General features: G+C 72.9%; 20 protein-coding genes and 1 pseudogene. 6 read left to right on the top strand and 15 right to left on the bottom strand.

The window, feature by feature from the left end; genetic code table 11:
* Positions 1 to 93 precede the first annotated feature (93 nt).
* Positions 94 to 1,533 (top strand): lipase maturation factor family protein, encoded by a 1,440-nt coding sequence (locus ACIRO3_RS14155; RefSeq protein ID WP_404136092.1) that lies wholly within the window; start codon positions 94 to 96, stop codon positions 1,531 to 1,533.
* On the opposite strand, the gene ACIRO3_RS14150 is transcribed toward ACIRO3_RS14155, so the two are convergent.
* The 3 genes from ACIRO3_RS14150 to ACIRO3_RS14140 all read right to left on the bottom strand — a co-directional run bounded on the left by ACIRO3_RS14150 (position 1,519) and on the right by ACIRO3_RS14140 (position 4,867).
* Entirely contained in the window at positions 1,519 to 2,502 is a 984-nt protein-coding gene (locus tag ACIRO3_RS14150) for an NAD-dependent epimerase/dehydratase family protein (RefSeq protein ID WP_404136089.1), read from the bottom strand. The two genes, ACIRO3_RS14155 and ACIRO3_RS14150, sit on opposite strands and share 15 nt — an antisense overlap.
* A gap of 211 nt (positions 2,503 to 2,713) precedes the next feature.
* Positions 2,714 to 2,890, bottom strand: coding sequence for a hypothetical protein (locus ACIRO3_RS14145; RefSeq protein ID WP_159041562.1), 177 nt, complete (start codon positions 2,888 to 2,890; stop codon positions 2,714 to 2,716).
* A 513-nt stretch (positions 2,891 to 3,403) separates the two neighbouring features.
* Entirely contained in the window at positions 3,404 to 4,867 is a 1,464-nt protein-coding gene (locus tag ACIRO3_RS14140) for an SDR family NAD(P)-dependent oxidoreductase (RefSeq protein ID WP_404136085.1), read from the bottom strand.
* Between the two features lie 141 nt (positions 4,868 to 5,008).
* On the opposite strand from ACIRO3_RS14140, the pseudogene ACIRO3_RS14135 reads away from it, so the two are divergent.
* Positions 5,009 to 5,893: pseudogene (locus tag ACIRO3_RS14135) on the top strand (DMT family transporter); the annotation flags it as partial.
* A gap of 105 nt (positions 5,894 to 5,998) precedes the next feature.
* Here the strand turns inward: ACIRO3_RS14135 and ACIRO3_RS14130 are convergent.
* On the bottom strand, positions 5,999 to 7,312 hold the full coding sequence (locus tag ACIRO3_RS14130) for a transglycosylase family protein (protein ID WP_404136082.1): 1,314 nt from the start codon (positions 7,310 to 7,312) through the stop codon (positions 5,999 to 6,001).
* 183 nt (positions 7,313 to 7,495) lie between these two features.
* Between ACIRO3_RS14130 and gndA the strand changes: the two genes are divergently transcribed.
* Positions 7,496 to 8,941, top strand: coding sequence for an NADP-dependent phosphogluconate dehydrogenase (gene gndA / locus ACIRO3_RS14125; protein WP_365997657.1), 1,446 nt, complete (start codon positions 7,496 to 7,498; stop codon positions 8,939 to 8,941).
* A 481-nt stretch (positions 8,942 to 9,422) separates the two neighbouring features.
* On the opposite strand, the gene ACIRO3_RS14120 is transcribed toward gndA, so the two are convergent.
* The 4 genes from ACIRO3_RS14120 to ACIRO3_RS14105 form a co-directional block, all read right to left on the bottom strand.
* A complete protein-coding gene (locus ACIRO3_RS14120; protein WP_404136079.1) occupies positions 9,423 to 10,043 on the bottom strand; it encodes an aspartate/glutamate racemase family protein in 621 nt (206 codons plus the stop codon).
* A gap of 2 nt (positions 10,044 to 10,045) precedes the next feature.
* Positions 10,046 to 10,399 (bottom strand): GNAT family N-acetyltransferase, encoded by a 354-nt coding sequence (locus tag ACIRO3_RS14115; protein WP_404136076.1) that lies wholly within the window; start codon positions 10,397 to 10,399, stop codon positions 10,046 to 10,048.
* Positions 10,400 to 10,419: 20 nt separating this feature from the next.
* Complete coding sequence (gene panD / locus ACIRO3_RS14110) at positions 10,420 to 10,839, bottom strand: aspartate 1-decarboxylase (protein ID WP_030870250.1); 420 nt, start codon at positions 10,837 to 10,839, stop codon at positions 10,420 to 10,422.
* Between the two features lie 414 nt (positions 10,840 to 11,253).
* On the bottom strand, positions 11,254 to 11,631 hold the full coding sequence (locus ACIRO3_RS14105) for a YybH family protein (protein ID WP_404136072.1): 378 nt from the start codon (positions 11,629 to 11,631) through the stop codon (positions 11,254 to 11,256).
* Positions 11,632 to 11,807: 176 nt separating this feature from the next.
* Here ACIRO3_RS14105 and ACIRO3_RS14100 point away from each other — a divergent pair, with 176 nt between their 5' ends.
* A complete protein-coding gene (locus tag ACIRO3_RS14100) occupies positions 11,808 to 12,728 on the top strand; it encodes a LysR family transcriptional regulator (RefSeq protein WP_404136069.1) in 921 nt (306 codons plus the stop codon).
* Between the two features lie 205 nt (positions 12,729 to 12,933).
* On the top strand, positions 12,934 to 13,584 hold the full coding sequence (locus ACIRO3_RS14095) for a ScbR family autoregulator-binding transcription factor (RefSeq protein WP_404136066.1): 651 nt from the start codon (positions 12,934 to 12,936) through the stop codon (positions 13,582 to 13,584).
* 43 nt (positions 13,585 to 13,627) lie between these two features.
* Here the strand turns inward: ACIRO3_RS14095 and ACIRO3_RS14090 are convergent, their stop codons facing one another.
* From ACIRO3_RS14090 to ACIRO3_RS14065, 6 genes are all read right to left on the bottom strand, one after another.
* Positions 13,628 to 14,260, bottom strand: coding sequence for a uridine kinase (locus ACIRO3_RS14090; protein ID WP_361773179.1), 633 nt, complete (start codon positions 14,258 to 14,260; stop codon positions 13,628 to 13,630).
* Positions 14,257 to 15,045: a metallophosphoesterase family protein gene (locus tag ACIRO3_RS14085; protein WP_404136063.1), complete on the bottom strand. Its 789-nt coding sequence runs from the start codon at positions 15,043 to 15,045 to the stop codon at positions 14,257 to 14,259. The genes ACIRO3_RS14090 and ACIRO3_RS14085 overlap by 4 nt, the downstream gene beginning before the upstream one ends.
* Before the next feature lie 371 nt (positions 15,046 to 15,416).
* Entirely contained in the window at positions 15,417 to 16,013 is a 597-nt protein-coding gene (locus ACIRO3_RS14080) for a hypothetical protein (protein ID WP_404136060.1), read from the bottom strand.
* Between the two features lie 69 nt (positions 16,014 to 16,082).
* Positions 16,083 to 17,159 carry an SCO0930 family lipoprotein gene (locus ACIRO3_RS14075; protein ID WP_404136057.1) on the bottom strand — a complete coding sequence of 359 codons (1,077 nt, stop codon included), beginning with the start codon at positions 17,157 to 17,159 and terminating at the stop codon, positions 16,083 to 16,085.
* A 145-nt stretch (positions 17,160 to 17,304) separates the two neighbouring features.
* Positions 17,305 to 18,714 (bottom strand): NADH-ubiquinone oxidoreductase-F iron-sulfur binding region domain-containing protein, encoded by a 1,410-nt coding sequence (locus tag ACIRO3_RS14070; RefSeq protein ID WP_361773170.1) that lies wholly within the window; start codon positions 18,712 to 18,714, stop codon positions 17,305 to 17,307.
* Positions 18,715 to 18,749: 35 nt separating this feature from the next.
* A complete protein-coding gene (locus tag ACIRO3_RS14065) occupies positions 18,750 to 19,994 on the bottom strand; it encodes a hypothetical protein (protein WP_404136054.1) in 1,245 nt (414 codons plus the stop codon).
* 460 nt (positions 19,995 to 20,454) lie between these two features.
* On the opposite strand from ACIRO3_RS14065, the gene ACIRO3_RS14060 reads away from it, so the two are divergent.
* On the top strand, positions 20,455 to 21,636 hold the full coding sequence (locus ACIRO3_RS14060; RefSeq protein ID WP_361773165.1) for a helix-turn-helix domain-containing protein: 1,182 nt from the start codon (positions 20,455 to 20,457) through the stop codon (positions 21,634 to 21,636).
* Between the two features lie 78 nt (positions 21,637 to 21,714).
* On the opposite strand, the gene ACIRO3_RS14055 is transcribed toward ACIRO3_RS14060, so the two are convergent.
* The gene (locus tag ACIRO3_RS14055; protein ID WP_404136051.1) at positions 21,715 to 22,557 is read right to left on the bottom strand and encodes an RNA polymerase sigma factor; all 843 of its coding nucleotides are present in this window, start codon (positions 22,555 to 22,557) and stop codon (positions 21,715 to 21,717) included.
* Between the last annotated feature and the right edge of the window lie 47 nt (positions 22,558 to 22,604).

The following is a 22,604-nucleotide window of genomic DNA, read 5'->3' as shown; positions in this document are numbered from 1 at the left end:
TTGAACGCGTTCAGGGCGGGATCGCGGCCGGAACCGCGCTCACGCCCTGGCGGGGCCGGGCGCGGTCGGCCCCGGCGCCGGATACTGGAGACGATGGAGTGGTTCACGGCGCCCGACTACTGGCTGGGCCGGCTGGTCTTCCAGCGGGCCCTGGCCGGCGTGTACCTCTTCGCCTTCGTCGGGGCGGCCCTTCAGTTCCGCGCGCTGATCGGGACGCACGGCATGCTGCCCGTGCCGCGCCACGTGCGGTACGTGCCCTTCCGGCGCGCCCCGAGCCTGTTCCAACTGCGCTACTCCGACCGCCTGTTCGCGGGGTGCGCGTGGACCGGGGCGGCGTTCGCGGCCGCGCTGGCCGCCGGCGTCGGGGACCTGGTGCCGCTGGGGGCGGCCATGGCCATGTGGGCGGTGCCGTGGGCGCTGTACCTCTCGATCGTGAACGTGGGCCAGACCTGGTACGCCTTCGGCTGGGAGTCGCTGTTGCTGGAGGTGGGCTTCCTCGCGGTCTTCCTCGGCAACGCCCGGATCGGGCCTCCGGTGATCGTGCTGTGGCTGCTGCGGTGGGTCCTCTTCCGGGTGGAGTTCGGGGCGGGGCTGATCAAGATGCGGGGCGACCCCTGCTGGCGCGCGCTCACCTGCCTCTACCACCACCACGAGACGCAGCCGATGCCCGGGCCGTTGAGCTGGTTCTTCCACCACCTGCCGAAGCCGTTGCACCGCGTGGAGTGCGCGGCGAACCACGTGACCCAGCTGGTCGTCCCGGTGCTGCTCTTCACTCCCCAGCCGGTGGCCTCGTACGCCGCCGCGATCATCGTGGCCACCCAGGCGTGGTTGGTCCTGTCCGGCAATTTCGCCTGGCTCAACTGGGTCACGATCACGATCGCGCTGTCGGCGATCGACTTCACGGGGCTCGCCGGCCCGCCCCCGGCGGCCGCCTCGCGCGGGGCGCCGATCTGGTTCGTGGTGCTGGTGTGCGCGGTCGGCGCGCTGGTGCTCTGGCTCAGCCGGCACCCGGTGGCCAACATGGCCTCCCGCCGCCAGGCGATGAACCGCTCCTTCGACTCCCTGCACCTGGTCAACACGTACGGGGCGTTCGGCACGGTGGGCCGCGTCCGGGACGAGGTGGTGGTGGAGGGGAGCGCGGACCGGGTGCCCCGGGAGGACGGCGACTGGCGCGCGTACGAGTTCAGGGGCAAGCCGGGCGCGCCGGGCCGGATGCCCCGCCAGTTCGCCCCCTACCACCTGCGCCTGGACTGGTTGATGTGGTTCGCGGCGCTCTCCCCCGGCTACGCCCGGGACTGGTTCGGGCCGTTCGTCGAGCGCCTGCTGGCCGGGGACCGGGACACACTGCGACTACTGCGGCACAACCCCTTCCCGGACGCCCCTCCGGTCCATGTGCGGGCCAGGGTCTACCGCTACCGGTTCACGACCTGGCGGGAGCTCCGCGAGACGGGCGCGTGGTGGCACCGCACCTTGCTGCGCGAGTACCTGCCACCCACCCGCCTCACGGAAAGCTCCTGGTCAGAGCCCGAGTAGGGCCGCCTCCTGCTCCGGGGACATCCCCTTGGCCGTTCGGTCGGGGCGCTGCGGGACGACGCCGCCCAGCGATTGGAGCCAGGCCCAGGTGTCGACGGCGGTCTCCGCGACGGGGCGGCACACGAGGCCCGCCTCCACCGCCTTGCTCACGTCACCGCTCATGTACGCGTGCAGCCCGCCGCCCTCGGGCAGCCAGATCGGCAGCTCGGTCCACGGCTGGACGCCCGCCTCCTCGATCGCGGCCGGGTCGATCCAGCGCAGTTCCGCGTCCCCGCCGGTGGCGGCGAGACACGCTTCCAGGAGCTCCCCCATCGTGGCGTGACCGACCGGGGAGACCAGGTTGTAGGCGCCGCCGCGCCCGGCCTCGGCGGCGTCCAGGGTCCAGGCCGCGAGGTCGCGTACGTCGATGTACTGGAGCTGGAGCCCGCGCGGGCCGGGGGCCGCCATCGGCCCGCCGCGCGCGGCCCGGTTCAGCCACCACGGCAGCCGGCCGACGTTCTCGTACGGGCCGATGATCAGGCCGGCGCGCACCAGCAGCGCGCGGTCGCCGAAGGCGTCGAGGGCGGCCAGCTCGCCGCCGCGCTTGTCCTCGGCGTAGGCGGTGGAATCGGCGTCGGGCGAGCCCTCGACCAGCGGGCCGTCCTCGTCGAGCCCCGCCGGGGCCGGGTAGGCGTACACGGAGCGGCTGGAGATGTACACGTACCGCCCGACGCGGTCGGCCAGCAGGCGGGCGGTGTCGCGCACGGCGGTCGGGGCGCCGCTCCACGTGTCGACGACGAGGTCCCACGCACCGTCGGCGAGGGCGGCCAGGCCCTCGGCGGAGGCGCGGTCCCCGTGCACGGCGTGGACGCCGGGCGGGGGCGCGTGGTGTCCGCGGTGGAAGACGGTCACCTCCCAGCCCCGGGCGAGGGCGTCCTCGGTGATCGCGCGTCCGACGAATTCGGTACCACCCAGCATCAGCAGTTTCATGGGTTGAGCCTGCCCGGCGGGGGGCCTGCGGGGAACCCGTGATCGCTGTCGGCGATGACGCCGAGGGCGTACGCGGAACGGGAACTCCGGTCGTACGGCCCCGTGTCGGGCCGGGGCGCATGCCTCGCCCCCGTCGCCGTGGGGGGCGCGGGGGCGTGGGTCGGGCCCGTGGGGCCGGCGGCTCTCGGCCGATGGATGCGGGCCGGTGGATCTAGTCGATGCCGGGGAGGATGTGCGGTTCCGCCAGGTCGTCCTCGTAACCCGCCAGCCGGATGGGGGCGGACCGCGCCCACACTTCCAGGCTTCCGAGTTCGTCGGACCGGGTCTTCCCCTTCACCGCTCGGACGGTGCGCTCCAGCGATGGGTCGGGCTTGGTCATTTCAGTCACCGCGAACTCCCTTGTGTCGCGTAACCCAGCGGGCTGATCGCGCGCCGGAGATAGGGAAATAAAGGTTTTCCGGACGCGGTGGCGCCTTGGTGGAGCGGGGCCCGGGTGAGGCCTCCATGCGGATCAGAGTACACATATGAGCGGGGCCCCGCTCGATGGAACGGTAAAATCCACTCCGGACCCCTCGTTTTCGCCCCGACTTCAGCACGTCGGTCGCCTGAGGTTCACCCACCGGTGCCACGCGGCCTGGCGTGCGGGGCATTCCCGACCGTAGCGACGCACCGGTCGAGCCGCACGACAGACGACCCCCGACACGGCGGCCGTGTCGGGGGTCGTCTCGGGGGAACGGGGCAGGTGGGCGCGGGACGGGGCGGTCGGCGCGATGGGCCGACCGGGTGACGGACCCGGCGGAGCCGGCCCCCTCGGAGGGGCCGGCCGCGGCGGCCGGCGGGGTCCTGCGCGGACACGTGAGCGCTCGGCCGCGGTCTCACCCGTACGGAGTACGCGGAGGGCCTACCAGTTGGCCGGAGCGTAGTCCTTGAGGAAGACGCCGAACAGTTCGTCCCCGGCCTCGCCACGCACGATCGGGTCGTAGACCCGGGCCGCGCCGTCCACCAGGTCGAGCGGGGCGTGGAAGCCCTCCTCGGCCAGACGGACCTTGTCCGGGTGGGGCCGCTCGTCGGTGATCCAGCCGGTGTCCACCGCGGTCATCAGGATCCGGTCCGTCTGGAACATCTCCTGCGCGCTGGTCCGCGTCAGCATGTTCAGCGCGGCCTTCGCCATGTTGGTGTGCGGGTGGCCGGCGCCCTTGTAGCCCCGGCTGAACACGCCCTCCATCGCGGAGACGTTGACGACGTACTTGCGGCCGGCCTCGGCGGCGGCCATCGCCGGCCGCAGCTTGCTGATCAGGATGAACGGCGCGGTGGAGTTGCACAGCTGCACTTCGAGCAACTCGATCGGGTCGACCTCGGACACCGTCTGGATCCAGCTGTTGGTGTCGTGCAGGTCCGGGACGAGGCCACCGGCGTCGATGGCCGTACCGGCGGCGATCCGCTCCAGCGAGGCGGACCCGGACACGAGCGCCAACTCGGTGACGTCCTGGGCGCTGAGCTTCTCGCCCTTGCCGGTGGGCAGGGCGGCGACGCGGTCGACGGTGCCGCTGCCGAAGGTGCCGATGACCTCGGCGGCGGGCAGTGCGCCGGCCGGCAGCGGGGCGTCCTCGGCGGCGACGAGCTCGCTGTAGGCGCCCGGGGAGCGGCGTACGGTCTGCGCGGCATTGTTGATCAGGATGTCGAGCGGGCCTTCGGCGGCGACCGAGTCGGCGAGCGCGACGACCTGGGCCGGGTCGCGCAGGTCGATGCCGACGATCTTCAGGCGGTGCAGCCACTCGGAGCTGTCGGGCATGGCCTTGAAGCGGCGGATCGCGTCGTTGGGGAAGCGGGTGGTGATGGTGGTGTGCGCGCCGTCGCGCAGCAGCCGCAGCGCGATGTACATGCCGATCTTGGCGCGGCCGCCGGTGAGCAGGGCGCGGCGGCCGGTCAGGTTGGTGCGGGCGTCGCGGCGGGCGCGGTTGAAGGCGGCGCAGTCCTGGCACAGCTGGTGGTAGAAGGCGTCGACCTCGACGTAGCGGGTCTTGCAGATGTAGCAGGAGCGCGGGCGCTGGAGTATTCCGGCGATCGGCCCCTTGGTGGCGGCGGTCAGGGCGTTGCCCTGGGTCTCGTCGTCGATGCGCTCGGCGGAGCCGGTCGCGGTCGCCTCGGTGACGGCCTTGTCGTTGGCGGTCTTGGCGGCGCGGCGGTCCTGGCGGCGGCGCTGCTTGACCGTGCGGTAGAGGCCGGCGGTGGCGCGGCGTACGGTGATGGCGTCGGGGTGGTCGACGTCGAGCTTGTCGAGTTCACCGAGTACGTTGAGGACGAGGGCCAGTCGCTCGGGGTCGATGCCCGGCCCGTATGCGTGGTTGTCTTCGGTCACCGTCATGGCCGCTGCCGTTCCTTGATCACTCGTCCGCGTCCGCCTGCTGCGGAGGTCCCAAAAGGGCCACTGTACGGAGGCGACACGCCCGGGACCAAACCCGTGCCCTCGCGCCTCACGGACCGCACGTGACCCGTCACGGTATGGATGGGTTCGCCCGCTGATCGACAGGGTGGCCGGAAATCGTCTGTCCGACCGTTCCGTAGTCCCGCCGGAGTATGCCGAGAGGATGACTCGAACCCCTCCGGAGACTCCTCTGGGGGGAGGAATAGGGCACCCGGGTCGGGCATTGTGGGATTCATGAGTGCCTTCGCGCTGTCCGTCCTGCTCTGTCTGGTCTCCGCCGTCGCCTATGCCGGCGGCGCCATCGTCCAGGAGCAAGTGGCCGCGGGCTCGCCGAACCGGTCCTACGCGCCCCTGCGCCGGGCCGGTTGGTGGTTCGCGGTGGGGCTGAACGCGCTCGGCGCGCTGTTGCACGTGGTGGCGTTGGCCTACGGACCGCTCAGCCTGGTGCAGCCGCTCGGGGCTCTGACCATCGTCTTCGCGCTCCCGATGGCGGCCGTCCTCGTCCGCCGTCGGGCGGGCGCGGCGGCCTGGCGCGGGGCGGTCCTGGCCACGGTCGGCCTGGCGGGGCTGTTGGCCCTGACCGGCGGCGAGGGCCGGGCGGAGCAGGCGTTGACGCACGGCGGACGGACCCTGCTGCTGGTGGTCGCGGGCGCCTCGGTGGCCGTGCTGTTCCTGACGGCGCACCGCACGCGTCGGGTGGTGTCGCGCAGCGTGCTGCTGGCCGCGGCGGCCGGCACGGCCTTCGGCATGGCCTCGGTGTTCACGAAGTCGGTGGCGGAGGGCTTCTCCCTGGACGCGCCGACCGCGATGTGGCCCGACCTGGCTGCGATCGCCGCGCTGGCGGCCGGCGGGCTGCTGCTGTCCCAGGCCGCGTACCGGGGGGCGGGACTGACCGCGCCGCTGGCGACGGTGACCGTGGTCAACCCGGTGGTCGCGGCGGCCGTCGGCATCTCGGTGTTCGACGAGGGCTTCCGCCACGGGTCGCTGGGCACGCTCGGGGCGGCGGTGAGCGCCGCGGTGGCGGCGGCCGGCCTTCTCCTGCTCATGGCCGTGCCGCCGCACGTGCGCGGATCAGACCCTGACGCCGTGTCCGCGGAGGTACCTCAGCGGATCGATGTCGGAGCCGTAGCCGGGCCCGCTGCGCATCTCGAAGTGCAGGTGGGGGCCGCTGCTGTTGCCGGTCGAGCCGGAACGGCCGATCCGCTGGCCGCCGGAGACCTGCTGTCCGCCCCTGACCCCGAGCGCGGACAGGTGGGCGTACTGGGAGTACCGGCCGTCGGCGTGCCGGATGACGACCTCGTACCCGTAGGCGCCGGACCAGCCGGCCGAGACCACGGTGCCGGATCCGACCGCCTTGACGCTGGTGCCGGTCGGCACCGGGAAGTCGACGCCCGTGTGGTAGCCGCTGGACCAGGAGGAACCCGAGACGCGGTAGGCGGTGCCGAGTCCGGCGTCGACGGGCGCGAAGAAGCCCCCCGAGGACGTCTGTTGCTTCGCTGAGGCCGCCTCGGTCTTCGGCTTCGCCCTCTCCGGGGGCTTGCTCTGCTCCGGCGTGGGCTTGGGCTTCGGCTTCGCGGCGGGCTTGCTCTGCTCGGGCTTCGGTGCGGCCGGCGCCACCGGCTTGACCGGCCTCGCGGTGCGCGGCGGCTTCTGCGGGTTCTGCGCCGGCGGGGCGGCCGTGATCCGCAGGGTGAGGCGCTGACCGGGCAGGATCAGGTTCGGGTCGGCGCCGACGGTGGCCCGGTTGGTCTCGTACAGCGCCTGCCAGCCGCCCTCGACGCGCTGTTCGGTGGCGATGGCCGACAGGGAGTCACCGGGGGCGACGACGTACGGGTTCGGGAGCACGGACGTGCCGGTCGGACGCGGCGCGGTCTTCGGCGTCGCGGCCCCCTCCTGCGGGAGTTTGGCCGTGACCTGCACCTTCGTGGGCTGGGGCGCGGGGGTCCGGGCCTTGGCCGGCTGGGGCTTCGCGGACTGCGCGTGCGGGGTGACGGCGGGCGCCGGGCCGCTGCGGCTGAGTCCGGCGGCCGGTCCGCACGAGGGCCAGGCCTGCGGCCCCTGCCCCTTGAGGACCTTCTCCGCGACCGCGATCTGCTGGGCCTTGGTGGCCAGGTCGGCGCGGGGGGCGTAGGCGGTACCGCCGAAGGCCCGCCAGGTGCTCTGGCTGAACTGGAGCCCGCCGTAGTAGCCGTTGCCGGTGTTGATCTGCCAGTTGTTGGTCGATTCGCAGGTGGCGACCTTGTTCCAGGTCTCCACCGAGGCGGCATGGGCGGACCCCGCTCCGACGAGAGGGAGCGCGATCCCGGCGCCACCGGCGGTGACGACGAGCGAGGCCCGGTTGATGCTGCTCGGCTGGTACCGGCGGTGCCGGCCCCGTACGCCCATGGGAGCCCCCTTGAAGACATCAGGAAGGGCACAAGGTAGCGGCGACACGAGTCGCCCGGCAAGTAGCACAACCGGCCTGCCTCAAGGCGAAGTTGAGAATCAGTGCACAACGGACGAGCTCTCACATCCCGGTCGATGTAGCGTCGGGGGTCCCCGCACATCGAGGCACGCAGGAGCGCACGCATGAGCAGCAGCACCGCCCAGATCGGTGTCACCGGGCTCGCGGTGATGGGCAGCAACCTGGCCCGGAACTTCGCCCGCAACGGATTCACCGTCGCCGTCCACAACCGCACGGCCGCGAAGACCCATGCCCTGGTGGAGGAGTTCGGCCACGAGGGTTCCTTCGTGGCGGCCGAGTCCGCGAAGGAGTTCGTCGACGCGCTGGAACGACCCCGCCGTCTGATCGTCATGGTGAAGGCCGGCGAGCCGACCGACGCCGTGATCCGCGAGTTCGCCGAACTCCTGGAGGAGGGCGACGTGATCATCGACGGTGGCAACGCCCACTTCGAGGACACCCGCCGGCGCGAGCGCGAGCTGCGCGAACAGGGGATCCACTTCGTGGGCGCCGGCATCTCGGGCGGCGAGGAGGGCGCGTTGCTCGGGCCGAGCATCATGCCCGGCGGGCCGGCCGAGTCGTACACCTCGCTCGGGCCGTTGCTGGAGAAGATCGCGGCCAAGGCCGCCGACGGCACGCCGTGCGTCTCGCACATCGGTCCGGACGGCGCCGGGCACTTCGTGAAGATGGTGCACAACGGCATCGAGTACGCCGACATGCAGCTCATCGCGGAGGCCTATCACCTGCTGCGCGAGGTCGCCGGCTACTCCCCCGCGAAGATCGCGGAGACCTTCCGGACGTGGAACAAGGGCCGGTTGGACTCGTACCTGATCGAGATCACGGCCGAGGTCCTCGCGCACACGGACGCCGAGACCGGCCGCCCGTTCGTGGACGTCGTGGCCGACGCGGCGGAGCAGAAGGGCACGGGCCGCTGGACCGTGCAGATCGCCCTCGACCTGGGCGTGCCGGTCTCGGGGATCGCCGAGGCGGTCTTCGCCCGCGCCGTGTCCGGCCACGGTGACCTGCGCAAGGCCTCGCGCGAGTTGGCGGGTCCGTCGGCCACCGCGCTCTCGGGGGCCGCCGCCGACGCCTTCGCGGCCCAGGTCGAGCAGGCCCTGTACGCCTCGAAGATCGTCTCGTACACGCAGGGCTTCCACCAGATCCAGGCGGGCAGCGCCGAGTACGACTGGAACGTGGACCTGGGGGCCGTCGCCTCGCTGTGGCGCGGTGGCTGCATCATCCGGGCGGCGTTCCTGGACCGGATCCTCGCCGCGTACGACGCCGAGCCCACGCTGCCGAGCCTGCTGGCGAACCCGGAGTTCGCCCAGGAGATCGGCGCGGCGCAGGACGACTGGCGGGAGGTGCTGGTCGCGGCGGTCCGCCAGGGCATCCCGGCGCCGGCGTTCGCGGCCTCGCTGTCGTACTACGACGCGCTGCGCGCGGAGCGGCTGCCCGCGGCCCTGACCCAGGGCCAGCGCGACTTCTTCGGGGCGCACACCTATCGGCGAACCGACCGGGAGGGCTCGTTCCACACCCTCTGGAGCGGCGACCGCTCCGAGGTCAGCACGGACTGACGCGCGGCGAACGGGCCGACGCGGCCCGGGGCCGCGCCGGCCCTGAGCCGGCGGCCCGGGTGTCGGCTGTGTCGGCTGCCTCCCGACGGCCGTCGGGCCGACGGGCGAACACCGTACGCGGGTGAACCCCGTACGCGGTCCGGTCCGGGTCGAGCGGGTCTCGACCGGGCCGGGCCGCCACCGCGAACCGGCCCGCGGGCCTCAGGTCCCGAGCGGGCCGGGTTGCGGAACGGGGGCGGGTCCGGGCGGCGCCGGGATCGGGTCCGGCTCGGGCACCGGCCCGGGTACGGGCGGCGCCGGCCGCGGCGTGGGCGGCTCGGGGTCCGGGAAGGGGCGGGGCCCCGGCGTCGGATCGGGGCCCGGCACCGGAGGCTGCGGGTCGGGGCCGGGGACCGGAGGCTGGGTCTGCTCTTCGATTCGCACCATGTGTCCCACCTTCCCCGGAACCTCGGCGGTACGCCCCCCGAGCACCGGCGAGCGGCTACCGCCCGAGCGCGGCGGCCAAGCCGCGGGCGGGGCCCGTCAGGACCGGGATCCGGGTCGTGGCGGACGCCGCGGCGCCGGCCATCGAGCCCTGGGCGAGGAGGATGACGTCCGCGTCCGTGACGGCGTCGATCGCCTCGGCCACCAGGGCGAGGGAGCCCGCTTCGTCTCCCGCCTCGAACCTGGCCCAGGCCCCGGCGACCAGCCGCGTCCGGATCGACACGCTCCGCGTTCCGGCCTCCTCCGCCAGCAGGGCCACGGTCGGGGCGAACGTGGACTCCAAGGAGGCCAGTACGGTGATCCGGTCGCCGATCCGCACCGCCTCGGCGGCCATCGGCCGGTCCACCCGGAACAACGGCAGCCCCAAGAGGTCGGCCTGCGCCTGCGCGACCGCCCCGATCGTCGAACAGGTGACCAGCACCGGGCCGGAGCACCCGCCGAGCAGCTCCCGGACAGCCGGCGCCACCGCCTCGGGGCCCTGCGCGCGGGCCCGGTCCAGCAACTCCGGGACCACCAGGTGCCGCAGGACGGCGCCCGGGTGGTCCCGGTCGCGCAGCGCGTCGAAGACCGGGACGTGGACCGCGGACGTGTGGAGCAGCGTCAGGGGCGCGTCCGTCACCCTCACCACAGGTCGGAGTCCGAGGCGAGCTGCGCCCTGGCGGCCGTCATCAGCTCCGTCGGGGCGGCCGGCGCCAGGTCGGGGTGTTTGTCGGCCCAAGTCGCCGCGTACGGGCAGAGCGGCACCACGGGAACCCCGGCCGTGGCGGCGAGCGCGTAGAAGGTCTCCACCAGACGCCCCCCGATGCCGCGCCCCTCGTGCCCGGGTTCCACGATCGTGTGGACCGCCACCAGGGCCTGGGGTTCCCTCGCGAGGACGAAGTAGGCGATGACGCCGACCGCGGCCCCCTCCTCGACGGCGAGCAGCCGCCCGGCCGCACGGTCGTCCTCGAACACGATCGTCCGCTCGTCCGCCATGTTCCCGACTCCCGACCTCGTCAGACGGCAACCGCGTGGGGGCTGCGCTCCTGGTCCGTTCCCGGCACCGGCGCGGAGGGATCCGCACCCAGCTCGATGATCCGGTTGTCCGCGTCCACGTGCACCACGCGGGGCTTCAGCACCCGGGCCTCGGCGTCCTCCACCTGCGCGTAACTGATGAGGATCACCAGGTCGCCGGGGTGCACGAGGTGGGCGGCGGCGCCGTTGATCCCGATGACACCGGACCCGCGCTCGCCTTCGATGACGTACGTCTCCAACCGCGCGCCGTTGGTGATGTCCACGATGTGGACCAGCTCCCCGGGCAGCAGGTCGGCCGCGTCCAACAGGTCGGCATCGACGGTGACCGACCCGACGTAGTGCAGGTCGGCCTGGGTCACGGTGGCACGGTGGATCTTGGACTTGAACATGGTGCGCAGCATGAGACAACTCCCGGAAGGTCTGCTCCCTGCCCGCGTTCGCAGGTCAAGGGCGGTCCCGGCAGCCTACAACGCTTCGCATGTCCCGGTCAGCTCCCTGCCGGGCACGGCCTGACTTCGAGGAGGAACCGTGGGGGCTGGAAGGGGCGTTGGGGCAGCTGCTCCCGACCGCGCTGCGAGAACTGCTCCTCGCATGCGACGTCGTCACGGTGCGGACGGGACGGACGTCCTTCCGGGTGCTTTACATGCCGTTCGACGCGCTCATGTTCTTCGGGGACGGCGGCGGCGGAGACCGGTTCGCGGTCGTACGCATCCCCGAGCGCGACACGTGTTCGTCCGGGATCACGAGACGTGTCTTCGCGGCACGCTGTCCGGCCCCGGCGGGGACTGGTACCGCTGACACCCGCCGAGGGTGGGTCAGGCGGTCGGGGGGACGAACTCGGGCTGGTCGAGCAGGCGGAGCCAGCTGCCGTCCGGCTGGCGGCGCACGACCTGCGCGCGGGCGCCCGACCCGTCCTTCGGCGGCGTGGAGGTGAGGGCGATGTCGCCGCTGATCAGGGTCGGCAGCGGCTGCTCCGGTTCGAAGCGGGGGCCGCCGGCCAGCACCTTCTCCCACAGCGCGCGGATCGCCTCCCGGCCCACCGTGCGGGAGCCCGGCGGGTAGGCCATCACCGCGTCCTGCTCGTAGAGCGCGGCGACCCCGGCCGCGTCGCCGGCGTTGGATCGTTCGACGAACAGGCGGGTGATGTCCTCGGGCCGCATGGCCTTCTCGTACTCCGGCGTGTGCTTCGACATGGCGTTCTCGCTCCTCGCTGTGTGATGTGCTCGCCGGTCGATCAGGTGAGTGGTCGATCGGTCGAATGGCTGAGTGGTTGATCGGTCGCGTGGTCGAGCGTCGACACGTGCCAGCCTGGTTCACGGCGTGCCAGTAGTCCAACAGCTGGATCTGCTGGGAACTAGAATTGCCGGTCATGGACCTGAGGCAGTTGGAATACTTCGTCGCGGTCGCCGAGGAGCAGAACTTCACCCGGGCGGCCGAGCGGGTGCACATCAGCCAGTCGGGCGTCAGCGCGCAGATCCGTCAACTGGAGCGAGAGCTCGGCGCGGAGTTGTTCGACCGGTCGGCCCGCACCACCACCCTCACGGCCGCGGGGAGGGCCGCGCTCGAACACGCCCGCGCCGCGCTCCGCGCCGCGACGGCCGTCGGCCAGGCGGTGGGCGAGGTGACCGACCTGATCCGGGGGCGGCTCACCGTGGGGATGGTGATCGGCTGCACCGTCACGCCGCTGTTCGACGCCCTCGCCGCGTTCCACCGGGCGCATCCCGGAGTGGAGATCTCCCTGTCGGAGGACAATTCCGACCGACTGATCGCCGGGGTGCGTGACGGCTCCCTCGACATGGCTCTCGTCGGGACCTCCACCGCCACCCACGACGGACTGGACACCTTCACCGTCATCAGCGAGCGGCTCGTGGCGGCCGTGCCCTTCGACCATCCACTGGCCCGGCGGGACCGGGTCTCCCTGCGCGACCTGGGCGCCCATCCGATCGTGTGCATGCCCCGAGGCACCGGCCTGCGCACGGTGTTCGACCAGGCGTGCGCCGCGCAGGGCCTTCGGCCCGGGATCGCCTTGCAGGCCGGGGCCGCCGACGCCATCGTCGACCTCGCCGTCCGCGGGCTCGGTGTCGCCATCCTCAGCGAGTCGATGGCCGCCGGCCACGGTGACCGGCTCACCGCGCGCACGATCGACGACGTCACGTCGCCCGCCCTGCTGTCGCTGGTCTGGAGGACCCCGCACGGCCCCGCGGCCCGCGAACTGCTCAGGCACACCCGGCGCGCGTTCCTGCGACCCGAGGCCGGCCGGGAAGCGCCCCCCGGGAAGGCCTCCCCGTGATCGCGTCCGCGCGGGCCGCCCGGCGACCGACGGCTGCGATTGGACGGGGGGTCAACAGCGTTTCGGCAGCGCTCTGTTGAGGAAAGCCGGAGGTCCGAGGGACGGTCGGCGCGCTGGTACTGTACCGGACACTCGGTCGGTTTCCGTGCGGGTGGCGGCCGGGGCCCTGCGGACGCCGACGAGCCGTGCAATCAGGAGGCGTCAAGTGGCCAGGCAGGAGCGCGCGATCCAGACGCGCAGGATCATCGTCGAGGCGGCGGCCGAGATGTTCAACGAACTCGGATACGACGCGACGACGATCGGCGGCCTCATCGATCGCATCCCGCTCACCCGCGGCGGACTGTATTTCCACTTCACCTCGAAGGAGGAGCTGGCGCGGGCGGTCCTCGACGAGGCCGTGACCCGGGAGGGTTCGACCCCGCAGGTCCACAAGCTCCAGGAGTGGGTGGACCTGGGGTTGCTCCTGGCCCATCGGCTGCCCAAGGAACCTGTGCTGAGTGCCTCGGTGCGACTGTCGGTGGACGCCAAGGCCCGCGCTCTGTTCGGCACCCGGTGGCCTGACTGGATCTCCGTGGGCGAGGGACTGCTCGAAGAGGCCTCTATGCGGGGCGAGTTGCTCGCGCACGTCGTGCCGTCCGAGGTCTCGCGACTGCTCGTCGGGGCGTGGACCGGAGTGCTGCTGATCACCGAGGGCATCCCCGACGGCGATCTCTCCAGGGAGATCTCCAACCTCTTCGATCTGGTCCTGCCCAACATCGCCGCGCCTGCGGTGCTGGCGGAGCTGGACACCTCTCCGTACCGTGCCGCACGCCTTCTTGGGACGGCCGTACCGGCGGAGCCGGCCCGATCCGCCTGATCCGCCGGCCGCCCGGGCCCGGGCGGCCGGGGGCGATCGGAGGTCAGCGGGCCACCACCGCGTACGCGGGCGCGGCGACTCCCTCCGTGCGGACCGGGCTGGTCAGTACGACATCGGCCCGCAGGTGCGGTCGGTGCGTCTCCAGGTAGCGGTCCTCCGCCGGCATCCAGTCGTCCTCCCACAGGTGGCGGGCCGCCTCCCCGTCCCGTGCCAGGCCTCGGCTCAGCCGCACCTCGCGCCGGGCGTCGCAGAACACCCGGTAGGTGTAGACGTGGCGCAGCCGCAGGTGGAGTGCGTGGACGCCCTCCACGATCAGCGGGGTGCCGGGCGGGAGTTCGGTCCACTCCGCGAGGCGGTCCAGGTCACCGTCGTAGCGGCGGTAGCGGACGGTGCCCCCGGTGGCCGCCGGTCGCAGCACCTGCGTTTCGAGTCGGGCGAGGTCGACGTCGGCCGCGATCGCGCCGAAGTCGCGGGGGCGGTCCGCGGAGGGGAGGTGGAAGTCGTCGACGTGGATCACGGCGGCGGCCTCCAGCCGCCGGGACAACAGGGCGGCGAGCGTGCTCTTGCCGGACGCCCCCGGGCCGTCGATGCCCAACAGGATCGGCCGGTCCAGCAGCGCGGCGGCCCGGGCGGCGTCCTCGGCCAGTGCGTCGATGTCGCAGATGTGCTCGCTCACGGTGCCTCCTGCTGCTGGTCGGGGGGTCGGCCGTCTCGGGGGGCGAACGCGTCGAGGGCTTCGGCGTCGGTGGCGCGGACGTTGAGGAAGTAGTCGGCCCAGTCGGCGGCTTCGGGGCAGGTGGAGTCGCGGGTGATCGCGGTGACGGCGGCCGGGATGTCGAAGTGGGTGGTGCGCGGTTCCACTCCGGGTCCGAGCAGTGCCCAATGCGCGCCCGGGCGGCCGTAGGGCATCGCGACGCTGCCGGGGTTGACCACGAGCCGGCCGTGGGCGAGGCGGACGTAGGGCATGTGCGTGTGCCCGCAGACCACGGTACGGACGTCGGCGTCGAGACCGGTGAACACCTCGGGCCAACGGTCGAGCGAGGAGTCGACCAGCACCACCTCCTCGTCGTCACGGGGGGTGGCGTGGCAGAACAGGGTGCGTCCCAGTCCCCGCAGGGGGAGGGAGAGGGTGCGCGGGAGGCGGGCGAGCAGGTCGAGGTGGTCCGGGCGCAGTTGCTCCGCCGCCCATCGTGAGACGGGGTCGCCGAGGGACTCGCGTTCGCCGCGACGGTGTTCGAGGAGTTCGCGGTCGGCGTTGCCGCCGACCCAGGCGACGCGTGCGCCGAGGCCGCCGAGAAGGTCGAGCACCCGGGTGGGTTGTGGTCCCGCCGCGATGTCCCCGGTGAGTACGAGGAGCTCCGCGGCCCGCACGTCCGGTTCGGCGAGGACCGCTTCCGGGGCGGGCAGGACTCCGTGGACGTCCGACAGGACGGCGACACGGACACCGGGGTCCTCGGTCATGGCCGTCCTCCCCGAGTTCACGTGCGTGCGACGCCGATCCCGTCGATCGTTCCCGACGATAGATCAACCGGTGTCGCGGGAGAAGCGGTCCGCGCAGGGGGAACCCGGGCGGCGGAGACCGGGCGCGTCCGCGGCGAGCCCCGCCGTGCAGGCCGGGCCCGTCGTGCAGGACCGGCCCGGCGTGCAGGCCGGGCCCGTCGCGTCAGGCAAACCCGTCGCGTCAGGCCGGGCCCGTCGCGTCAGGCCGTCGAGGGACGCGTCCGGCGCGCGGCCGTCAAGGGCCGCTTCCGGTCCGCTCGTCGGGCGACCGCCGGGCTCCGGGCCCCGTGGGGGGGTGACGGATGCCGGCGGTCGCCCGGGAGGACGGGGCCTCAGGAACCCGCGCCGCTCATGGGCTCGTGGCCCGGGGGGTGTTCCGCGCCCTGCGAGGGGCCCTGTGCGGCGCCGTTCCCGGCGTCGTGCGATGCGCCGCCGTGCCCGGTGCCGGTCTCGACGGTGCCTCCGAGGCGTTCCCGGAGGGGTGCCAGGGCCTCGACGGAGGCCGCGGTGACGACCCAGCGTTCTCCGACCAAGTACACGCCTCCGTACATCCGGGATTCGTCCAGCCATGCCCGCTGACCCTGGTCGGCGGCGAAGGTGGCCATCCGGAATCCCTCCTTGCCCGCCCCGCACGCTCCTTCTCTCAGTTCCTCCGCGTCGACGGTGATCTCGGGTCGGCAGTCCAGAGCGGCGGCGATCTGGTCGAGGGAGGCGGGGCGGGCGGTGGAGGACGGGGCCGGGGTCGCCGATGGCGCCGGGGCGCTCGGGGTGGGCGACGCGGCCGGGTGGGCGGCGCCGGCCGGGTGGGCGTCGGTCGCGCCCGTCTGCTCCTTTCCCTGTCCCGCGCAGCCGCCACACATCATCGAGGCGATCAGCACGGCGACACAGGGCACCAGATGGCGGGCGGTGATCCGGGGTGAAGCTGGCACGTCTCCCTCACAGGGGTCGGGGCGGGCACGGTGGCGGGGCGCGGACACGGGGTCCGGCTCCGGCTCGGGTCAGCCGGTGGTCGTGGTGACCTTCTTGCCGGCATCGTCGACCGCGAACCAGAGGCCTTGCTTGCCCTGTCCATTGGTCTGGCCGGGCTCCTTGTCACCGGTGAAGAGGTAGACCGGCCAGCAGTCGATCGTCAACTGCTCGCTCCCGTCGGGCCGCTTGACCTTGCCGACCAGTCCGGCGGGAATTCCGGAGGCCTTCGCCTTGTCCACGGGAGGGGCCGGCTTCCAGGTGTTCAGGCAGGCATCCAGGCAACCGATTTTCATGGGCCACGCACTGTCCTTGTTGAATCGATAGAGGGTGCGCCCCCCGGCGTCCACGAGAATCTTTCCGAGTTTCTCGTTGGCGGCCACCGCGAGTTCGATTTTCTCCTTTGAATTCGCGTCCTCCGTTCCGTCGGAACCACCGGCCTTGGGGGGCTCGGCCTCTTCCTTCGGCGGCTGCGCGTCCTTCTTGTCGATGGCCTTCTTGCCGTCCGCGGCCAGCGCGTGCCAGGTGCCGCCGACGCCCTCGCCCTTGGCCTCGCCCGCCTTGGTGTCCTTCGAGTAGCGGTACACGGGCCAGCCGCCGAGGGTCAGCTGCTTGGTGCCGTCGGCGCGTTCGACCGATCCGAGCATGCTCGGGTCGATGCCGGCGGCGGCCTTGGCGTCGTCGGCCGACACCACGGGCCAGGTGGTGGCACAGCCGCCCTCGCAGTTGGATTTGGGGGGCTTGGGCGTGTCCTTGTCGAAGCGGTAGAGGGTGGCGCCGGCGCTGTCGGTGACCACCTTGCCCACCTCCGGGATCTCCCGCAGGGCCAGTTGTCCCGCCGGGGCGGCCTTGGCCCCGGCCGCCGGCTCGTCGCCGTACCCGGATCCCGCCCCGGCCGCCGGATTCGCGCCCGCTCCGGGCAACCCGTACCCGGCGCCCGATCCCGATCCGGCTCCCGAGTCGTACCCCTTGCCGATGGCCTGGTTGGCGCCCGCCGGCTGTACGGAATCCACCGCGCGGTCGGAATCCCCGCCGCTGCAGCCCGCCGCCAGCATCAGTACCGCCATCACCGATCCGGCGGCTGCCGTCCCACGATGCCTGTTGTTCACGATCACTCCTTCGGGTCCAGCCCGGCGTTTTCGCTTACAGGCTTATTCATAAGGCCTGTGTGGCCGACTGAATTCAGAATCAAAGGATTTTGTCAGATCGCGCCAAACGTTGAACTCGATTTCCGGGCGGTCGTCCACCGCGTGCTCATTCCTGAATGCGGAGGGCGAGCGCCGGGCAGCGGCGCACGGCGCGGAGCGCCTTCGGGCGCAGCCGGGCGGGCACCGGCATCACCGCCATCGCGGGGAAGCCGTCGTCGTCCAGCCGCACGACGTCGGGCAGCAGGTCCACGCACAGGCCGTGCCCCTTGCACAGCGTCCAGTCCACGACGAGCCGTTCGGGGCTCTCGTCGGCGGGCAGGGGCAGCGCCCCCAGGACGCGGCGCCCGCAGCCGGAGCCGAGCGCGTGGTCGCGGAACTCGTCGGGGAAGACCGCGAGCGCGGAGGCGACGAATCCGGCGGTTCCGTCGGGGTGGCTGCACGCGCCGCGGCGGCGTACGCCGCGCATCCGGGCCTGTACGGCGTCGAGGGCGGCCCCGCCCCCGCCGGCCACGAGGGCGTCCACGGCGTCGGCCAGCGACGGCAGACCCCTGGCGCAGGGGCCGCACTGGCCCGCGGACTCGCCGGCCATCCAGCGGGTCACCCGGGCCACTTCGCCGGCCGGGCAGGTGTCCTCGGGCAGGGGCAGGACCGCGCCGGCTCCGAGCACCCCGTCGTAGGAGGTCAGGGACTCCCGGGAGAGGGCGGCCACGCGCGCCGACGCCGGGGGCAGCCACCGGCCGTGGTAGCCGCCGATCAGGACGCCTTGGCCGGGGGCGGTGCCGCACAGTTCGAGGACGTACGCGAGCGAGGTGCCGAGCGGGACCTCGACGGCGGTGGCGCCGGCGACGGTGAGCATGACGGTGCCCGGCTCCTTCTCGGTGCCGACCGAGCGGTAGTCCTCGACGCCGAGTCGGGCGGCGACGGCGATCTGGGCGTACGTCTCGGTGTTGGACAGCAGGGTGGGCATGCCGCTCAGCCCGCGTTCACTGGTCCGTACCTTCTGCCCGTTGGGCAGTGCGGGGCCGCCGTCGATGCCGTTGATGAGGGAGGTGCCCTCCCCCGTGACGAAGCGCTCGGGCAGTCGGGACACGCGCACCCGCCGGCCGGCCGGGCCCCGTTCGGCGACGGCCTCGCGCAGGGACTGCTCGACGTCGTCGCGGGTCACCCCGATGACCACTTCCTCCGCGCCGAGGGCGCCCGCGGACAGCAGGGCCCCGTCGAGCACCAGGTGCGGCACGTGCAGCAGCACCGCGGTGTCCTTGAGGCAACTGGGTTCGCCCTCACTGGCGTTGACGACCACGGCGCAGCGCCCGTCGCCCGCACGGGCGGACCGGGCGACGGCGCGGAGCTTGCGGGCGAAGGGGAATCCCGCGCCGCCGCGGCCCCGCAGGTCGATGCCCTCGGCGAGCTGCACGAGGTCTTCGAGCCCGTAGCGGGGCAGATCGCCGTGGACGGAGAGGTGCGCGGCTCGATCGAGCCGCGCCATGACGTCGAGTCCCGCCAGCAGTCTGGGCATGCCCACACAGCCGAGTGCCGGGCGCGGCAGATCGTTCACTGCCGCCCCCGGCTACCGTCGAAGGGCCCGCCGGGCCTCTCGGTGGTGACTTGGGCCTGACTGGGGATGAACACGGTTCCGTACGCCGGATACTCGGGCTCGGGTGGGGATCCCGGCCGGGCCGCGGTCACGGGGCCGGCGGCCCCCCGTTGGATGAGGATGGTCTCCGGCACCGGGCCCGGTCGTGGCTCCCGGCCGGCTCCCTGACCGGCGAACGAGGGCTGGGCGTACGGCTCGGCGTACGGCGGTGGGTAGGACGGGGCGTACGACTGTCCGTACGGCCGCGCGGGCGCCTGTACGGCGCCGCGCGGTGCGGGTTCCTCGTCCCAGTCGGGACGCGCCCCGGGGTCCGGGCGGTCGTCCGACTGACGCGCCAGGCGGGCGGTCAGTCGGGACGCGGCCCACTCGGCGGGCCGGCTCACGAAGGGCCCCGGGTTTCGCGGCGGCGCCTGCTCGGGGCTTTTGGGGCCCGCGGGAGCACCGCCCGGCGGTCGGGCGGGGAGGGCGCGCAGTCGCGCACGGAGCCGGATGACCAGGACGGCGGCGACGCCGAGCAGGCACAGGCCGTACGCGACGGTCACCCAGCCGCTCGCGGGGCGGCCGGCTTTGAGTCCGTGCACCAGTGAGGCGCCCCAGGCCGGGTAGGCGCCCATGTGCAGGGCGCGCCACCAGATGGAGCGACCCTTGGTCGCGAAGGCGCTGCGGACCGCGCCGGAGACCGCCACGGAGACGAAGAGGTATCCGGCGAGGGTGCCGAGTCCGACGCGCAGGGGCTGGACCGGGTCCGCGAAAGGGACGACCGCCGAGGCGGCGACCGTCTGCGCCTTGGCGATCTTGACCCAGATGTGCAGGCCGAGGAAGCCCAGTCCCGCGACGGCGAGGCCGCGGTGCACCCCTTGAGCGACGAGCCGGTGCCCGGAGGAGAACAGGGTCCGGTCGGTGGCCGCCAGACCCCACAGCACGGTGGCGCTCAGGGAGACGAGCGAGAGCACGCCCGCGCCGAAGTCGAGGAAGTTCCAGAAGTCGGTCAGGGCACCGGCCTGCGCCATCACGACCAGGGCCGCCAAGGCTGCCAGCGCCGCGAGGGTGATGGCGCCGGGGTGCGGGCCGCCGGCGGCGGACAGCAGGGGCGGTCGCCGTAGGGCCCGTTTCCCGGCGGCCGCGGCGGCGACCATGCCGGCGTGCCGTCTGGTGCGGCGTGCCCGGTGTGAGCTCGGCGTACGGGGCGTGGACAAGGGCATGTAGTTCTCCCATACGCCCGGGTTCCGAGCACTCCACCTCGCGCTCGGCGCCCGGGGACTGTCGTCGGAACTGCTCCGCGGCAGGCGGGAGATGCTGCCTCGCCGGCCGGGAGCGGGGGCCGGAGTGCAGAAGCATCGTGGACCTTCGCAGCACCTCCACGGGATTTATCGAAACGTGATAATTTCTGGCCCCCGCGCAGTCATCGACTCGAACATCCCCGGAAGATTCCCTTCCAGTGGTGCGGTTGCGACGAGGTTCACGCCTTGTCCGCCGCCACACCTCCCCGTTGGCAAAATCTAGGCAAGGTCGCGGGACTGCAAGTGGTTGGCATGCTCCTGGAGGGAGTACGAGGCGCTCAACTCCCCCGTCGGCACTGACGTCGACGGGGAGGAGGACAGCCCCTACAGGCTTGTCACCCTCCCACGGGGCAGGCCATACCCCGGCATGAACGAGGTAACAATGTGCGAACTTCTGAACCGCATCTGGTCCCGCCCACGCGGCGAATGGACCCGGGTCCTGCGAAAGGAACTACCCGCGCTGGCCGCGGGGATCGTGGAGGAACTGCGGAACGACATCCCCGGTTTCTCCACTCTCATCGAGGACATCGACGACGAGGTCGTCAGAGAGCACGTGGAGTCGGCCCTGCTCACGGTCCTCGGTTACCGCGAACCGTCGGTAACACCGCAGGATGAGGCAGCAGATCAGATTCAGCCGGCCCGGCAGACGGAGTCGGCCCGCAACCCCCGGCAGCAGGACGCGGACGCGCTCTTCACCCAGGACGCGCACGGCGGCGGCTCGTTGCCCACCCTCAAGGCGGTTCCCTCCCAGGGATTCGGCACAGGGCCCGAACGCGCTCGACGAGAGCTCTTCGCCGCTCTCACATCTGACATGCCCATGTCCGAAATAGCCTTGGCCGAATTGGCCGGGGCGGCTCGCTGGCCCCTGCCCGTCTCCGTCCGGGCCATCGCCCTGGCCTCGCCCGGCGAGACCCAGCAACTGGCGGCCGTCCTGGACGACGCCCTGGCCGGCATGGTCTGCGGACAGCCCTGCCTGCTGGTCCCCACCTCCGACCCGGAGGCCCGCACCACACTGGAAGGCTCCCTGCGCGGCCGATTCGCCGCCGTCGGCCACCCCGTCCCACCCCGCGACACCGCCTCCTCCCTGCGCTGGGCCGTGCGCCTGCTCAACTTCACCCCCACCCGGTCCGGCCCCGACGCGCGCGCCGTGTTCGTGGACGACCACCTCTCGACCCTCATGCTGCTCCAGGACGAACCCCTGGCCCACGCACTGGCCGCACGCTGGCTGCGCCCCCTGGCGGACCTCACACCCCGCCAGAGCGAACGACTCGAAGTGACACTGCTCGCCTGGTTGGAAGGCGGCGGGGCGCCGGAGGCCGCGAAGGCCCTGAGCGTCCACCCCCAGACCGTCCGATACCGCATGCGACAGCTGGAGAAGCTCTTCGGCCCCGGACTGCGCGACCCCCGCACCCGCTTCGAGTTGGAGATGGCCCTGCGCAGCCGCCGCCTCATGGCCCAGGTCAGGCGCCAGCACTCCCGGGTGACCCGCAGGGCCCGCGTGGTGACCGCGGAGTTCCGCCCACCGCTCGGCGCGGGACGCATGGCCCGGGTCAACGGCCTGTAGGCCGAAGGCCCCCGAAGGAACCGGCTCTCCCCCCGCGGGCGCGGGGGGAGAGCCGGTTCCTTTCGCGTTCACCGCCGGTCACGTGCCCGCGGGCACGCCCCGGGCTCCGGCGCGCAGCGCGGTGTCGACGTCGGTCAGTTCCGCGTAGGCCAGCGAGCAGGAACCGCAGGCCGACAGGTGGCGGGCGAGGCGGCGGGAGACCCCGCGCCGCCTGACCGCGGCGCCGAGCAGGGTGCCGTAGTGGCGACAGCGCCGGTCGTCGGCCGGGTCCACGTGGGCGTCCAGGTACGCCTCGCGCAGCCCCTCGCGGGCGCGGAAGGCCAGCGAGGTGACGGCGCTCGGGGTGATGCCCATCAGTACGGGGACCTGGTGCGGGCAGTCGTCCTCGACGAGGGTGTGCCACAGGACGGCCTTCCAGCGCTCGGGCAGGGTGCGAAAGGATCGTGCGGCGAGCCGACGGTCCTCCCCCTCCACCAGCCGGCGTTGCGGATCGTCCCCGCCGGGGCCCGGGCGGCACCAGGACTCGACGTCCGGCGTGAGGATCACGCGTTCGTCCCCGGCCCGCCACTCGACCGCCGTGTGCCGGATGACGGTGAGCAGGTAGGGGCGCCAGTGGTCCCTGGGGCCGGCGCCGGAGCGCACGGCCTGGATGGTGCGCAGGAAGGCCTCGGAGACGAGGTCCTCCGCGTCCTGCGGGGCCCGGCTGCAGGCTCGGGCGCACGCTAGGGCCGCGGGACGGTGGCGTCGGTAGAGGAGTTCGAACGCCTCGGGGTCCGGGGCGTCGCGGGCGTGGGACCGCCTGATCCGCCGGATGAGTTCCCGATCGGGCTCGCCCACACGGGCCGGGGCGCCGATGGGGCCGGACGCGCCGATGCGACCGGGCGTGCGGGCCCGGCCGGGTGTGTCTGAGGGCACGGACATGTCGCTCCTCACGTGCTCCGGGACCCGCGGGCCCCGTCGGGACGGCA

Origin of the sequence: Streptomyces sp. NPDC102278, assembly GCF_044766345.1 — a bacterium.
In the GTDB taxonomy this organism is placed as follows: domain Bacteria; phylum Actinomycetota; class Actinomycetes; order Streptomycetales; family Streptomycetaceae; genus Streptomyces.
This window is presented reverse-complemented; position numbering and strand designations above follow the sequence as displayed.